Annotated in this window: 9 protein-coding genes and 1 pseudogene; 6 read left to right on the top strand and 4 right to left on the bottom strand. The window is 33.9% G+C overall.

From position 1 onward, the window contains the following. Position 1 precedes the first annotated feature (1 nt). The gene (gene glmU / locus J3U13_RS02005) at positions 2-1,387 is read right to left on the bottom strand and encodes a bifunctional UDP-N-acetylglucosamine diphosphorylase/glucosamine-1-phosphate N-acetyltransferase GlmU (protein ID WP_267339791.1); all 1,386 of its coding nucleotides are present in this window, start codon (positions 1,385-1,387) and stop codon (positions 2-4) included. 588 nt (positions 1,388-1,975) lie between these two features. Between glmU and hemG the strand changes: the two genes are divergently transcribed. Next, positions 1,976-2,509: a menaquinone-dependent protoporphyrinogen IX dehydrogenase gene (gene hemG / locus J3U13_RS02000; protein ID WP_267339789.1), complete on the top strand. Its 534-nt coding sequence runs from the start codon at positions 1,976-1,978 to the stop codon at positions 2,507-2,509. Between the two features lie 155 nt (positions 2,510-2,664). After that, the gene (gene typA / locus J3U13_RS01995) at positions 2,665-4,491 is read left to right on the top strand and encodes a translational GTPase TypA (protein ID WP_324123778.1); all 1,827 of its coding nucleotides are present in this window, start codon (positions 2,665-2,667) and stop codon (positions 4,489-4,491) included. A gap of 268 nt (positions 4,492-4,759) precedes the next feature. On the opposite strand, the pseudogene J3U13_RS11450 reads toward typA, so the two are convergent. After that, a pseudogene (locus J3U13_RS11450) lies at positions 4,760-4,936 on the bottom strand (RnfABCDGE type electron transport complex subunit B); the annotation flags it as partial. Between the two features lie 26 nt (positions 4,937-4,962). Continuing rightward, on the bottom strand, positions 4,963-6,663 hold the full coding sequence (locus J3U13_RS01985) for a formate--tetrahydrofolate ligase (protein WP_267339787.1): 1,701 nt from the start codon (positions 6,661-6,663) through the stop codon (positions 4,963-4,965). 153 nt (positions 6,664-6,816) lie between these two features. On the opposite strand from J3U13_RS01985, the gene sohB reads away from it, so the two are divergent. From sohB to J3U13_RS01965, 4 genes are all read left to right on the top strand, one after another. Beyond that, complete coding sequence (gene sohB / locus J3U13_RS01980) at positions 6,817-7,926, top strand: protease SohB (protein ID WP_267339785.1); 1,110 nt, start codon at positions 6,817-6,819, stop codon at positions 7,924-7,926. A 230-nt stretch (positions 7,927-8,156) separates the two neighbouring features. Next, positions 8,157-9,176 carry a hypothetical protein gene (locus tag J3U13_RS01975; protein WP_267339784.1) on the top strand — a complete coding sequence of 340 codons (1,020 nt, stop codon included), beginning with the start codon at positions 8,157-8,159 and terminating at the stop codon, positions 9,174-9,176. Positions 9,177-9,622: 446 nt separating this feature from the next. Beyond that, positions 9,623-11,323, top strand: coding sequence for an aspartate-alanine antiporter (gene aspT / locus J3U13_RS01970; protein ID WP_267339783.1), 1,701 nt, complete (start codon positions 9,623-9,625; stop codon positions 11,321-11,323). A 28-nt stretch (positions 11,324-11,351) separates the two neighbouring features. Further along, the gene (locus J3U13_RS01965) at positions 11,352-12,956 is read left to right on the top strand and encodes a bifunctional aspartate transaminase/aspartate 4-decarboxylase (protein ID WP_267339782.1); all 1,605 of its coding nucleotides are present in this window, start codon (positions 11,352-11,354) and stop codon (positions 12,954-12,956) included. A gap of 1,665 nt (positions 12,957-14,621) precedes the next feature. Here J3U13_RS01965 and J3U13_RS01960 read toward each other — a convergent pair. After that, on the bottom strand, positions 14,622-15,317 hold the full coding sequence (locus J3U13_RS01960) for an XRE family transcriptional regulator (RefSeq protein WP_267339781.1): 696 nt from the start codon (positions 15,315-15,317) through the stop codon (positions 14,622-14,624). Between the last annotated feature and the right edge of the window lie 207 nt (positions 15,318-15,524).

The following is a 15,524-nucleotide window of genomic DNA, read 5'->3' as shown; positions in this document are numbered from 1 at the left end:
TCTATTCCTCGTTGTTTAATTTAGTTGGACGTTTCCAACCAGCAAATTGCTTTTGTTTTACTCGGCTTACTACTAATTCGTTATCATTAACATTATTGGTGACAGTAGTACCTGCAGCGATGGTTGCACCTTTACCAACTTTAACTGGGGCAATGAGTTGGGTATCTGAGCCTACAAATACATCATCTTCAATGATGGTTGTCAATTTATTGGCACCATCATAATTACAGGTAATCGTGCCTGCACCAATGTTGACATTGCTACCGATTTGGCTATCGCCAAGATAGCTTAAGTGTCCAGCTTTGGTTGCTTTGCCTAAATGCGCTTTTTTAAGTTCAACAAAGTTACCAACGTGTACTTGTTCGTCAAGTTCTGAACCTGGTCTTAATCGTGCAAAAGGTCCAATTGTACATTGCTTAGCAATGGTTGAATTTTCAATTATGCTGTATGGGCTGATAACGGAATCATCATCAATACGGCAATTTTTTAAGATACACCCTGCGCCAATAGTAACGTTATTACCGAGTGTTACATCACCTTCAATAATGACATTACTATCAATTACGACATCTTTACCATGGGTAAGAGTGCCACGTAAATCAAAACGGTTTGGATCAAGTAGGGTTACACCTGAAAGTAATAGATTTTGTATTTGTTGATGTTGATAGTGTCGTTCTAATATCGCTAACTGTAATCGATTATTCACACCTTCAACTTCGAATTGCTTTATTGGATGAGAGGTGAGAATTTCGTAACCATCTTGATTAGCAAAAGCAATGATATCAGTCAAATAATACTCTTTTTGTGCATTATTATTGGTTAATCGCGTTAGCCAATTTTTTAATAGTTTGCCCGTTACTAACATAATCCCAGTATTGACTTCATTGATTTTTTGCTGCTCTGATGAAGCATCTTTTTCCTCTATAATCGCAACGACTTTGCCATTTTTCCGCTCAATACGCCCATAACCGGTAGGGTCATCAAGTACAACAGTCAATAACGCAATACCTTGTTTGGGTTTACTGGCAATTAAATTTTGTAAGGTTGGTATTGATATAAGTGGGGTATCGCCATATAAAATTAAGATGTCTTCGTCATCTTCAATATAGGCAATAGCTTGTTGTACTGCATGTCCAGTACCAAGCTGTTGAGCTTGATAAACCCATTGTACAGGTTGATCTTTAAACGCATTTTTAAGCTGTTGTTTACCATGACCATAAACAACATTGATGCGATTGGTATTAAGTTGTTTAACTGTATCAATTACATGTTGAAGCATCGGTTTGTTACCGATTTTATGTAAAACTTTAGGAAGGTTGGAATACATCCGTGTGCCTTTTCCTGCCGCCAAAATAATTGCACTAAGTTTTGGGGGTGAAATTGCCATATTCATTTCCGATCAGGTTAAATTAGTATAATACTATAATCAAAGTTTTTTAGTAAATCATCCACAATTTATTAATTTTTATCATAAAAAAAGTTACATCTACTTTAATGATTATCTCTTTTAATTATGAAAATTGTGTTCTAAAAAATATTTTCAATATAGATTCAAGACTTAAGTCGATGTTTCAAATTCTATAATAAATAGAGGCAATGTTTCGATGAGTAATAAAAAGGTAATTAGTCCTGTTTCCATTCAGATTTCATCAATGTGATATAGAAATGTCAAAAAAGCTATTATGATTTGCCACAAAGGTTTAGTTATGATTCAAATAGCCGATAATTTCAATGCATAGATCAGTGGGCAACCGTTCAAAACTATAATCTACTTTTTAACCAAAAAAAGAAAATCCATTCAACAAAATTAAGTTAGCCATTCTGATTAGATATGATGATTTAAGTAAATATAAAGTACTGATTAATCTTTAACGTTTATATATAATAGGTTTCGCTTGCTATCCTATAGTCAGTTAATTACGACTAAATGAATTAAAAAGTTGCAGGTATAAACCCTTTAATAGGAAATTTAAAAATGAAAGTTTTATTACTCTATACTACTTACGAAAAGCAAACATTTAAAATTATGCAGCGTATCGAAAATCAACTCGCGGGTAAATGTGATTGTGATGTCATTGAGCTTTTACCAACGATGAATATCGATCTTACAAAATATCAAGCAGTTTTGTTAGGATGTTCTATTCGTTATGGATTTTACAATAAAGTAATGAAAAAATTTATTGATGATAATTATCAGCAATTAAATAAAATTAAATCGGGTTTTTTTGGTGTGAATGTTGTGGCCAGAAAGCCGCATAAAAATACCCCTGAAACCAATTTGTACACGAGAAAATTCTTAGCTAAAATCGCATGGAAACCAACAATTAAAGCCGTTTTTGCTGGCGCACTTTATTATCCCAAATACAATTGGTTTGATCGTAATATGATTCGTTTTATTATGTGGCTAGGTAAGGGTGATACAGACGTGACAAAACCTATCATTGAGTATACCGATTGGGCTAAAGTTGATCAGTTTGCAACACAATTTTATACTCAAACGTATAGATAACCCTAAACTTCTTGTCAAAATAGATTAATATTTTTGTAATGTTATCAAGTAATGACGTTCTTTTAAATAAACTTTGTGATATAGATCAACATTTGGGCTAAAAAGGTGTACAATATCGCGCCTAAAGAATCTATCTCCTAATTGGGATTTTAATTGTGATTGAAAATTTAAGAAATATTGCCATTATTGCGCACGTTGACCATGGTAAAACAACTTTGGTTGATAAATTGTTAAAACAATCAGGTACGCTAGATAATCTGCGTGGTGACGACAATGAACGTATAATGGACTCTAATGCGCTTGAAAAAGAGCGTGGTATTACCATTTTAGCCAAAAATACAGCGATTGACTGGAATGATTATCGTATAAATATTGTCGATACCCCAGGTCATGCTGATTTTGGTGGTGAAGTTGAGCGTGTTATGTCGATGGTTGACTCGGTGTTATTGTTAGTCGATGCTATGGATGGACCAATGCCACAAACTCGTTTTGTCACACAAAAAGCGTTTGCTTATGGTTTAAAACCAATTGTAGTAATTAATAAAGTTGACCGTCCAGGTGCGCGTCCAGATTGGGTTGTTGATCAAGTATTTGATCTGTTTGTAAACTTAGGTGCAACTGACGAGCAGCTCGATTTCCCTATTGTTTATGCTTCTGCATTAATGGGTATCGCTGGTTTAGATCATGAAAATATGGCTGAAGATATGACACCATTATTTGAAGCTATCATTAAACATGTTGAGCCTCCAAAAGTGGATTTAGATGGGCCATTCCAAATGCAAATTTCTCAACTTGATTATAATAATTATGTTGGGGTTATTGGTATCGGTCGAATCAAACGAGGTCGCGTAAAACCAAATCAACAAGTGACGATTGTTGATAGTGAAGGTAATAAACGTACTGGTAAAGTAGGGCAAGTCTTAGGTCATTTAGGTTTACAACGTTATGAAGCAGAAGTTGCCGAAGCCGGTGATATAATTGCGTTAACTGGCCTTGGTGAATTAGGTATTTCTGATACGATTTGTGATAACAGCTGCATTGAAGCATTACCAGCATTAACTGTTGATGAACCAACTGTTACTATGTTCTTTAATGTTAATAGTTCACCGTTTGCAGGTAAAGAAGGTAAATTTGTGACTTCTCGCCAAATTCTTGAACGTTTGAAGAAAGAACTTGTACATAATGTGGCACTTCGAGTTGAAGAAACGCCTGATCCTGATGCATTTAGAGTCTCTGGTCGCGGAGAATTACACTTATCGGTATTAATTGAAAATATGCGTCGTGAAGGTTATGAACTTGGGGTTTCTCGTCCTAAAGTTATCTTCAAAGAAATCGACGGTAAAAGACAAGAACCATTTGAACAAGTAACCCTTGATATTGAAGAACAACATCAAGGTTCTGTGATGGAAGCGCTTGGTTTACGTAAAGGTGATCTGACTAATATGTTACCAGATGGTAAAGGTCGAGTGCGTTTGGATTATGTCATTCCAAGTCGTGGTCTTATCGGTTTTAGAACGGAGTTTATGACCATGACATCGGGTACTGGTTTGCTATATTCTACATTTAGTCATTATGACGATGTACGACCGGGTGAAATTGGTCAACGCATTAATGGGGTTATGATTTCAAATGGTACGGGTAAAGCATTAGCTTATGCACTTTATAGCTTACAAGATCGTGGTAAATTATTCCTAGGTCATGGTGCTGAAGTTTATGAAGGTCAAATTATTGGTATTCATACTCGTTCAAATGATTTAACCGTTAACTGTTTAACGGGTAAAAAATTGACTAATATGCGTGCATCAGGTACTGATGAAGCAACCACACTTTCACCGCCAGTTAAAATGTCGTTAGAACAAGCATTAGAATTTATTGATGATGACGAATTAGTGGAAGTAACACCATTATCTATCCGTTTACGTAAACGTCATCTAACTGAGAATGATCGTAAACGTGCGTTTAGAAGCAGTAATAAAGACTAATCTTTGTTATTAATCTGAAAGATAGGATATAATAACTGAATAAAAAACCTCGCTATTTAGCGAGGTTTTTTTTGGCTTTGACTCTAGCAATCGCATCAGCAATCGATTGTTTGCGATCGCTTGGGCTAGTTTGACTGCTGTGATTTACAGGCATTGTGTGTGGAAATAGTATCGTAGGTGGTACAAGTTGATTGTAATTTAAGCGTTGTTGCTTTTTCTCAGTCAGTCGTAACTCTTCATTTTCACTTAATGCTATACCTAATGTACTTAATGTAATACAGTCTGTTGGGCACGTATTGATGCAATTACTGCACGAAGTACATAACTGCGGTAATACGGTGTGTAATACTTGTTTGCTGCCGACAATAGCATCGGTTGGGCAAACGCGAATACATTTACCACAGCCAATACAATTTTCTTCGTCAATAAAAGCTTTATATTGTTGTTTGGTTTGCATAATTACTTTTTGCATTAACTTAAACCTATAATATTACCATCCTTGTCAATATCAATTTGTCGATAAGCCGGATTGGTACCCAGTCCAGGCATAGTCATTACATTACCAGCATAGACTCGAATAAATCCAGCACCAGCAGAAATCGCTAAATGACTGATATCAACATCAAAATCCGTTGGTACATTCTTTAAGTTGGGATCGGCACTGATTGACATTGGCGTTTTGGCAATACAAAGCGGCAGGTGATCGAGTTTTAATGCTTCGATCTCTTTGATATTGTCAAGCGCTTTTTTGGAAAGATTTGCTTTATTGGCACCATATTTTTTTACCATGGTTTGAATTTTTTCAATTAAAGGCATATTATCCGGATAAGGTAACTTAATTTCACTTGGCGTATCACAAGCTTTAATAATATGTTGTGCCAGTTTTTCAGCGCCCTGACCACCATGGGTAAATACTTCACTCACTTCACAAGCAAACGCACCATGGTCAATAGCATATTTTTGTAAGAAAGTAAGTTCTTCCTCACTATCATGGGGAAAGCGATTAATAGCAACAATTACCTTTAAACCATAACTTTTAGCATTGTTAATGTGCCATGCTAAGTTAGCTGCACCAATTTCGAGTAGTTCTACATTCGATTCTGAGATCTCTTTAGGGATGGCTTGTCCTGGTTTAATGTTATATCTACCACTGTTTGATTTCAGGCTGCGAACAGTAGCGACTAACACCACACAAGACGCTTTTATACCTGCTTGACGATATTTGATATTGAAGAACTTTTCCATTCCCATATCAGAACCAAATCCAGCTTCAGTAATAACATAATCAGCCAGTTGCAAGGCAATGCGGTCAGCGATAACCGAGGAGTTACCATGAGCTATATTAGCAAAAGGTCCAGCATGAATTAGTACAGGAGTATGCTCAACAGTTTGCATTAAATTTGGATTAATGGCATTTTTTAATAGTACAGTCATTGCACCCGCAACTTCAAGTTGTTCCGCTGTGATGGGGTCGCCTTGAGTATTATACGCTAAAATAATTCGACCAATACGTGCGCGCATATCATGTAAATCAGAAGCCAATGCTAAAATTGCCATCAGTTCTGATGCAGCAGTAATTTCAAAACCATCACGGCGTTCAATACCGTTTACGCCACCACCGACGCCAACATTGATATGCCGTAATGCGCGGTCGTTATGATCTATGACACGTTTCCAGACGATACGATTGACATCAATATTTAAACGTTGTAAACCAGTCTGTGTGGTAAATTCGTCACCTAAACGTTCTTCATGATAAAGACGTGCATCTAATGCAGCTGATGCCAAATCGTGAGCTGCGGTGATAGCATGAATATCGCCAGTTAAATGCAAATTTAGGGTTTCCATCGGTAAAACTTCGGCTTGACCGCCACCGGCAGCACCACCTTTCACGCCAAATACCGGACCTAAACTTGGTTGACGAATACACGCTATCGCTGTTTTACCAATATAATTTAATCCTTCACTAAGTCCAATCGTATTAACAGTTTTACCTTCGCCGAGAGGAGTTGGGGTAATAGCAGTAACCAGTATCAATTTACCCTTTGGTTTGTTTTGATTTGTTTTAAGAATGGATAAATCGATTTTTGCGACATGTTTACCATAAGGTAAAACATATTGTTTAGGAATATTATATTGCTGTGCTATTTCAGTAATTGGACGTAAAGACATAAAGATTCTCATTGAATGATAATGTTGAGGTATCAGTATAATTAATTTGAATTGCCGAATAAAGCGACAATTTTATCTTTGTTGATTTTCGGCACAATTCTTAATTATCTTGTTATAATAATGCAATACATTCAATCTAAGGAAAAATGTTAAATGAATTGGTTTTCACAGTATGCTCTTTTCTTGGCAGAAACCGCAACAGTGGTCATTGCTATTTTGTCTATCCTTGTTTTTATAGTAAGTCAACGTCGCAAATTATCAATCGTTGCTGGGCGCTTATCTGTTAAGGATATCAGTCAGGAATATGAACAAGTTAAAGATGATATATTGATGTCAAGCATGGATGAACTTGAAGCTAAGCAGTATACAAAAGATCTTAAAAAACAGAAAAAAAATGAGAAAAAGCAGGCAAAATTAGCCGTCAAACAAAAAAAGAAACAGGATAAAAATTGTAACCAAACTGATTGTAATAACATTATTGATGATTCTAATCCACAAACAAAGGTTACAATCACTCATGGTACTAAACCTAAGCTATTTGTATTATCATTTAATGGTAGTATGGATGCTCATGAGGTTGAAGAGTTGCGTCAAGAGATCACTGCTGTACTTGCTATTATCAAACCAGAAGATCAGGTCGTGATTAAATTAGAAAGCCCTGGTGGTGTTGTACATGGTTATGGATTAGCGGCTTCACAATTATTACGTTTTAGAGCACGCAATATCCCTTTTACTGTTGTCGTTGATAAAGTAGCCGCAAGTGGAGGTTATATGATGGCGTGCACCGCCAGTAAAATTGTTGCTGCACCGTTTGCTATTGTAGGCTCAATTGGTGTCGTTGCTCAAATTCCAAATTTTAATCGCTTGCTTAAAAAGCATGATGTGGATATAGAACTACAAACAGCCGGTGAGTACAAACGTACATTGACCATGTTTGGAGAAAACACTGATGAAGGGCGCCAGAAATTTAAGCAAGAATTAGAGGAGACTCATCTATTATTCAAAGATTTTGTTAAAGAGTATCGTCCTAATGTGGATATTGAGCAGGTGGCAACAGGAGAACACTGGTTTGCTGCTCAAGCAAAAGATAAAGGGTTAGTTGACGAAATCAGTACTAGTGATGATTTTATTTTATCGCATCTTGATACACATAAAATTATTTCAGTGAGTTTTCAACGTAAACAAAAGCTGTCTGAAAAAATCTCAAAAAATGTGGTCAAAAGTGTTGAAAGGTTATTGTTTAGACAAGGGAATGGGCTATAGTAGCCCATTTTCTTAATAATACAAAATTCAGATAGTTATTCATTAAGCATAAGTAAATACGCAAACTCTCATATCAGCTCGCTTAAATTTCACAAATAGACATGTTATCAAGCACAATTTTTTTATCCCCTATTACCTTAAAATTCTTGATGGAAATGGGATTTTTTATTGCCAAAAAAGCTTAAATAACATACTATTACAAAAAAATAAAAAGGATTAAGGATAATGGTATGAAAAAGGTTTGTTGTTATTTGTTTCTTATATTGACGGTTGTTTCGTTTTCTTCATCTGCATTAATTAAAAAAGAAAAATATAATCCAGCAGATAAAGATATTTTTGTTTTTGATCAATATTCTGCTGAGGCAATAAACCTGAAAAAATATAGTGGTTTATATTCTGAACCCAATGCACGTTCACTTTTTTATCCTTCTTATAAAAAATATAACGGAATGGAAGGTTATTTGGACAAAGAAGTCAAAGTTGGAAATAAAATTTACTATAAGATAGTTTTGAAAAATGGAGAAGTGCTTTATCTCAATGATCTCAATTCTTATAATCAGATAGTTAGTGCAAAAAATTACCAAAAGCGATTAGATGAGATAGAGAAATTAAAAGAAATTAAATTTCCCAATATAGACGATTTATATGTAACAAAAGTAGAGACAGATTCAAAATCGAAAGATATTTATATTATTACCTTTTCAAATGGTCTAAGATTGCGTAATGCTAACCTTTATGGGCTATTATCCCTATCAAAAAAAATAACTAATCCAAATGATTTACATCGATTCATTGATATTATTAACACGGATGATATCAATTTCACCTATAATTCTCAAAATAATATTATTAAGATCGAATTAAAAAGCGAACCTTTGAGTATAGAAACCTTTATTTTTAAAGAAAAATTATATACTACAACGGTTACTGCTATATTTAGTAGTAAAGAACGACTGTTTATTGATCATTTTAAGATCTTTCAAAATGATGATATATATGAATCATCTAGTGACTTAACTTTTAAGAGTAAAAGTGGTAGCACTGTATATGAATGGACTAAATTTATTCTAAATAATCAATTTGTATCTTATATCAATTCACTAAATGATAAAGATCAGGTAATAGTGAGATTTTATGGCTCACGAAAAAATGTCGAAAGAAAGATAGATCCAAAGACCATAGCGAAAATTAAGAAAATATCAATATTAAATAATCTATTAACTAAGTACTTTAAATCAGGTATTGAATAACCCTTTATAGGATTATTGTTTCTTAAATTGCTTTAAATATAATCCGCTTCGGCGGATTTTTTTGTTTATCATTTCCAAATTTAAATCTGATTAGCTTTCGTAAAGATGAAAAAAATAAAAAAACAACTTTATTAAATATATTTGTTGTTCTAATTTACCGCCATATCAATTAGCATTCTGTTCCTTGAAAATTTTGGTATTGAAATAGTCATATCAATGAATAATAATTATTTTTATGTTCATTATTTTTTTCGTATTTGTTAATTGCGTTTTTTTAAAGTTTTTTATTATTCCTAACAATAATATTAATCGTTAAAATAGACTTTCTATTCTTTGCATTGAAGTTTAATATATAGCCATATTCATAAATTCAATGAATATAGTTCCATTCCTTAATAAATATCTTTTCTATAAATCATTAATCACAGCGCTTGAGGACAATTATTATGTTTCACTGGCTTTTTAACTGGATTTTAGATGGACTCAAACACTCACCAGAAATACTTTTATTTTTATCATTAAGTTTAGGGTATTTAATAGGTGGTATTCGGATTGGTAAATTTCAACTTGGTGGTGTAGCAGGATCATTATTAGTGGCTGTTGCTTTAAGTATTTTTGGTGTTACTGTTGATGCTGGCGTTAAAGCCGTTCTTTTTGCTCTCTTTATTTATGCTGTTGGATTCGAAAGTGGTCCGCAGTTTTTCCGTTCATTAGGTGTTAAAACACTTCGTGAAATCTTTTTAGCACTCTTTATTGCAGTTGTTGGATTAATTACCGTTGTTGTTCTGGCAAAAATATTCAATTTAGATAAAGGACTTGCAGCAGGTTTAGCAGCAGGTGGTTTAACGCAATCTGCCATTATGGGCACAGCTTCCGATGCATTAAGTCAATTAGGTGTAAGTCCTGAAGAGCTAAGTCATTTACAAAGCAATGTGACCATAGGTTATGCGGTGACTTATATTTTTGGTTCACTCGGTGCGATTATCATTTGCGTGAATATTTTACCAAAAATCATGGGGCGAGATATTGGTGATGATGCGATTAAGGCTGAAGGAGAGCAGCTTCATGGCTCCCTGTTATTAGGTGCGAACCAAAACTTAGCATTATCCGATATTAGTGGTCGATTATATCGAGTCACTAATAAAATCAATCAAAGTGTTTCTGATATTGAAAAAACCGTTAGTGGTATTAGTATCGAACGAATTAAACGTGGCAATAAAATTTTAGAAGCATCACCTGATACAGTAATAAAAGCCAAAGATATTATTTTGGTAGTTGGTCACCGTGATGCCATGATACAAGCTAATGATCTTCTTGGGTCAGAAGTAAATTCTGCTTCAGGTATGGATGTTGTAATGAATACGCAAGATGTCGAAATGCGTAACTCGCGTTATGTTGGTCAGAATTTATCCCAGGTATTATCCTCTGAGGAAGTAATGCAATTAAAACATGGCATTTATCTTATAGCTATTCATCGTGATGGACAATCACTGCCTCTTAACAGTGACTTCCAATTCAAATTGGGTGATGTAATTACCATTTATGGTACCGATAGTGATCTTCGTCGAGTAATTGATAAAATTGGTGCACCAATCACTAAAAGCGAAAAAACGGATTGGATATTTCACGGGTTAGGTTTGGTGGTTGGTCTGATTATTGGCTTAATTGTTATCCGTGTTAGTGAGATTCCAATTACCTTAGGCGCTGGTGGTGGTGCATTGCTTTCAGGTTTGATATTCGGTTGGTACCGTTCACTGCATCAAACTATAGGTAATATTCCAACTGGTGCGGTGCAACTATTAAAAGATTTCGGGTTAGCTGGTTTTGTTGCAGTAGTAGGGTTAAGTTCTGGACTTCAGGCCATCAATACTATTCGGGAACAAGGCTTATCATTGTTTTTAATTGGTGTTGTCGTTACAGTCTTACCAATGTTGCTTGCTATTTATTTTGGTAAATATGTTCTTGGTTACAAAAATGCTGCCGTTTTTGCAGGTGCTTTAGCTGGTGCTCGTAGTGCTAACCCTGCATTTGGTGAAGTTCTTAACAAAGCGGGTAATTCTACACCAACAAACTCTTTCGCTATTACTTATGCTTTAGCTAATGTATTTCTGACTTTATTAGGACCATTGGTTGTGGCCTTTGTTTAATTAAAATATTAATTTAAGGATACAGATTATGAAGAACCAAACACAATATGCTAAGTATGCTAATTTAAGTCCTTTTGAGTTAAAAGATAACTTAATTAAATTAGCACAAAGTCATGCCGATCGAGCTATGCTAAATGCAGGTCGAGGGAATCCTAATTTTTTAGCTATTTGGCCAAGACAAGCTTTTTTCCAATTAGGTGTCTTTGCAACGCAAGAATCGGAAATGTCCTACTCTTACTTAAATGAGGGCGTTGGTGGTTTTCCAATCAAAGATGGTTTAACAGGGCGCTTTGAACATTTTATTCGTCAAAATTATAATACAGAGGGCGTTTCGTTTTTAGGTAAAGCTTTTTCTTACATTCGTGATCAACTTGGTTTGGATGAAAATGCTTTTTTACAAGAGATGGTTGAAGGCATTTTAGGTTGTAACTATCCTGTTCCTGATAGGATGCTTCGTTTAAGTGAAGAAGTTGTAAAATCTTATGTGCTACAGCAAATGGGCGCTCAATATCTTGATCTTGATGATATTGATTTATTTGCTGTTGAAGGCGGAACAGCCGCTATGGCATATATTTTTAATTCAATGAAAGAAAATAATTTGATTCAAAAAGGTGATAAAATTGCCATTGGTGCTCCAATATTTACGCCATATCTTGAAATACCAGAACTCAATGATTATCAGTTGGTTGAGGTATTAGTTAACTCTGATCCTGATGCTAATTGGCAGTATCCAGAGTCTGAGTTGCGTAAGTTAGAAGATCCTTCTATAAAAGCGTTCTTTTTAGTCAACCCTTCCAATCCACCCTCAGTAAAAATTGACGATAAAGGATTAAAAATCATCGCAGATATTGTTAAAAAACGTCCAGATCTCATCCTATTAACCGATGATGTTTATGGTACATTTGCTGACGATTTCAAATCATTATTTGCTATTTGCCCTAATAATACTATTTTGGTGTATTCTTTTTCTAAATATTTTGGAGCAACAGGTTGGCGTTTAGGTGTTATTGCCACAACAAAAGATAATGTTTTAGATAAAAAAATTAATGCATTGCCTAGCAAAACGAAACAAGTCTTAAATAAGCGTTATAGTTCAATTGTAACAGAACCAGAAAATCTAAAATTTATTGATCGTTTAGTTGCCGATAGCCGAGCGGTTGCGTTAAATCACACTGCTGGTCTTTCAACACCACAACAAGTACAAATGGTTTTATTTGCATTGTGCGAAATGATTGACACCGATCAAAGTTATAAGGCAGCATTAAAATCATTGATCCGACGTCGTGCTGCGTCTCTTTATCAACATTTAGGTCTTAAACACCCTGTCGATAAAAATAGTGTTGATTATTATACTCTAATTGATCTTGAACATATTTGTCGTGAATTATATGACGATAAATTTGCTCAATGGATCTTAACAAATAAAAATCCATCTGAAATGCTATTTAGAATAGCTGATGAAGCTGGGGTTGTTTTATTACCTGGTAAAGGTTTTGCTGTACAACATCCTTCTGCTCGTGCATCTTTAGCGAACTTAAATGAATATCAATACGCTGCGATTGGCTTATCAATGCGTAAACTTGCACAAGAGTATTATGATGAGTACAAAAGTAAAGCGAAGAAAAATAGTTAATCCTTTAGTTAACTTACTTATCAAACCCTAGTTCATCTAGGGTTTTTTATTTCAATCAATTAGTTAATATGAATATTATTTTTTTCATTAAGAAAGATAAAATTTAGTCAGTCGAAAAGTTATGGTTACTTTTCGTAAGTTGTTTTAACACCGATTATGTTGGTATCGATTTTGTGACTATCGCTTAAACTTCACTTTTAAGAAAAGATAAAATGAATTAACCCCATTAAATTTGATTCCGTGAATGATGTTATTAATGGTTTAAAAATTTAATGGACATTAATTGTTGATGAATATTTATAAAGACGATTATCTCATCATCATAATTGACTAATCATTATATTTATTTTTTCGATAATGATTACAACTTTAGAGTTATCCATACCTAAATAGGTGTGCACCATTTTTATCAGTGCAACATTATCTTATGTTAAGTATCCAAGACAAGTTATTCAATGAAGGTAATAGTTTTAGTGGTGGCGTGATAATTTTATTTTTTGAAGGGTACCGTTGATGCAAAATTTAGCCAATTTTCAAAATCAATAACCCTAAATATTGAAAAAATGTAATGATCATTTAAAAGATAAAAGCAATGGGTTAATTATCTAGTTACTTATGTCCTTGAGTTTCCTTCCAACTAATGATCCATTATCGCTAATATTTGTTGATGATAGTTGGTCATTGCTAAATATTGCTATTTTTATAAAAGTATTTGGTATTAATGTTGGCTCAATGGCAATAATATTAGTTTCAAAAATCCTAAATTGCTTAACAAATAAATAGGACCGAATCTATTCATTACTTTGTTATGCTTTTTGCTTATTGTTATTTATATCAATTTCGTTAGCATAGATTGATGTTTTTAATGTTTATCTATTTCGTGTGTTTCCTTTATTTCTTTAGTTTTTTTAATGTTGATAGCGATTATTGCTATTATAATGGGTAATTCTGGTTACTCTATGGTTTGTTCCATTACTTGTAACGCATAATTAGCACCAAGTTACTTATAGTAATTTATGGCAATCTTATTCAATTTTTATCTTCCATAAAACTTTGGTTATTTCCCTGTCATAGAGAGCTCAATAGACTTGAATTTTTTAATGAGTTTTATGCAAGTGGATTGATAAAAAATTAAAATAATAATCATTTTTTAGTTATTATTATCAGAAAAGCCCCTGCTAGCGGGGCAACTGATGTACTGATTGCTATTTTTATAGCAATTGATATCCTTATACATAAATTTTATTTCATGCTTAGGTGTTAAATTGGCTGATTTAAGTGTTAACGAATCAAAACAGCCAATTAGACAGCTTAGCGTCATGCCCAAGACATCCATCAAGACCGCAGTATGTTCATAAGCCCCTGCTAGCTACTTGAATCTTATTAACCCACTAAATAACTCGTAGTATTGTTTAATGACTCTGTTAACTCGATTGGTATTGATGTGGTAATGATAATATAAGTTATCAGATTTGTCAATAACGAAAGTTATTGTTTATAACCAAGTTAAGGGAAAATGTATCATAAAAAAGCCCATTTAAGGGCTTAAATAAGCGCCATGATGCATTGATACTATGCATTTTAAAGGTAGAATCATAACAAGCTCAATTGAATGTAAATTATCATATTGATCTGCATGATAAATTGACCGATTAAATTAACCGATTAATTAAGTATTGATGATTGCCACCATACACGCCCTAAGATAGTAATTTCATCTTGTGAAACAATTTCATCTTCATAATCAGCATTGTAACTTCTGATTTTGATTTGGTTATTAGGTAATTTTTCAAGTATTTTAATTCTTAGTAAGCCAGCATGATTAATTGCATAAATTTTACCATCACGAATAATGGTGTCGGCTTGATCAATGGCAACTGTTGCTCCATCTTGAAAAACTGGCTCCATACTATCGCCATAAACGGTTAAACAAACCGTGCAGTCTTTATCAATACCATATCTACGCATGGTTGAACGCGATAGGCGTAGTTGATAACCATTGTAATCTTCAATGTCATCAGCAAAACCACTTCCAGCAGATAATCTGACATCTTTATAAAATGGTACTTCAATCTCGTCATCATTAAGTGGTGTCTTACTATCCCATTCATCAATTGTTCCCACTATTTTTGCATTGGACAAGTTTTCCCCTATATCGGGGTTTCCAACTCCTTTTGTTAACCAAAGGAGATCAACGTTCAAAGCAGAAGCAATCTCAATGATTTTACGGGATGTGTTGGATTTACCAGAAACGAGTTTTTGAATGGCCGGTTGGCTAATTTTTACTATCTCAGCGAGTTGATGCTGAGACATGCCTGATGCTTCTAGAGCCCAATTAATTCTATCAGTAAAGGTATTCATATCGTTATCTCATGGTTATCGATGTTGTAAGTATATAATTTAAGTTATCGGTCATCAAATAATAATAGTTATTGATCTAATCGATAATATTGGTTATCATGTGATAATATAAATTATCGTAAATGAGTTACCGATTAGAAGATAGCATCTTATTAAACGATAACCAAAAAAATAGCCGTGAAATTTGGTGAGAAATTAAAGTGAATT

It is taken from the genome of Gilliamella sp. B2887 (genome assembly GCF_026537015.1).
Classification (GTDB): domain Bacteria; phylum Pseudomonadota; class Gammaproteobacteria; order Enterobacterales; family Orbaceae; genus Gilliamella.
Note: the sequence above shows the minus strand (reverse complement) of the source record. Positions and strands in the feature narration are given on the sequence as shown.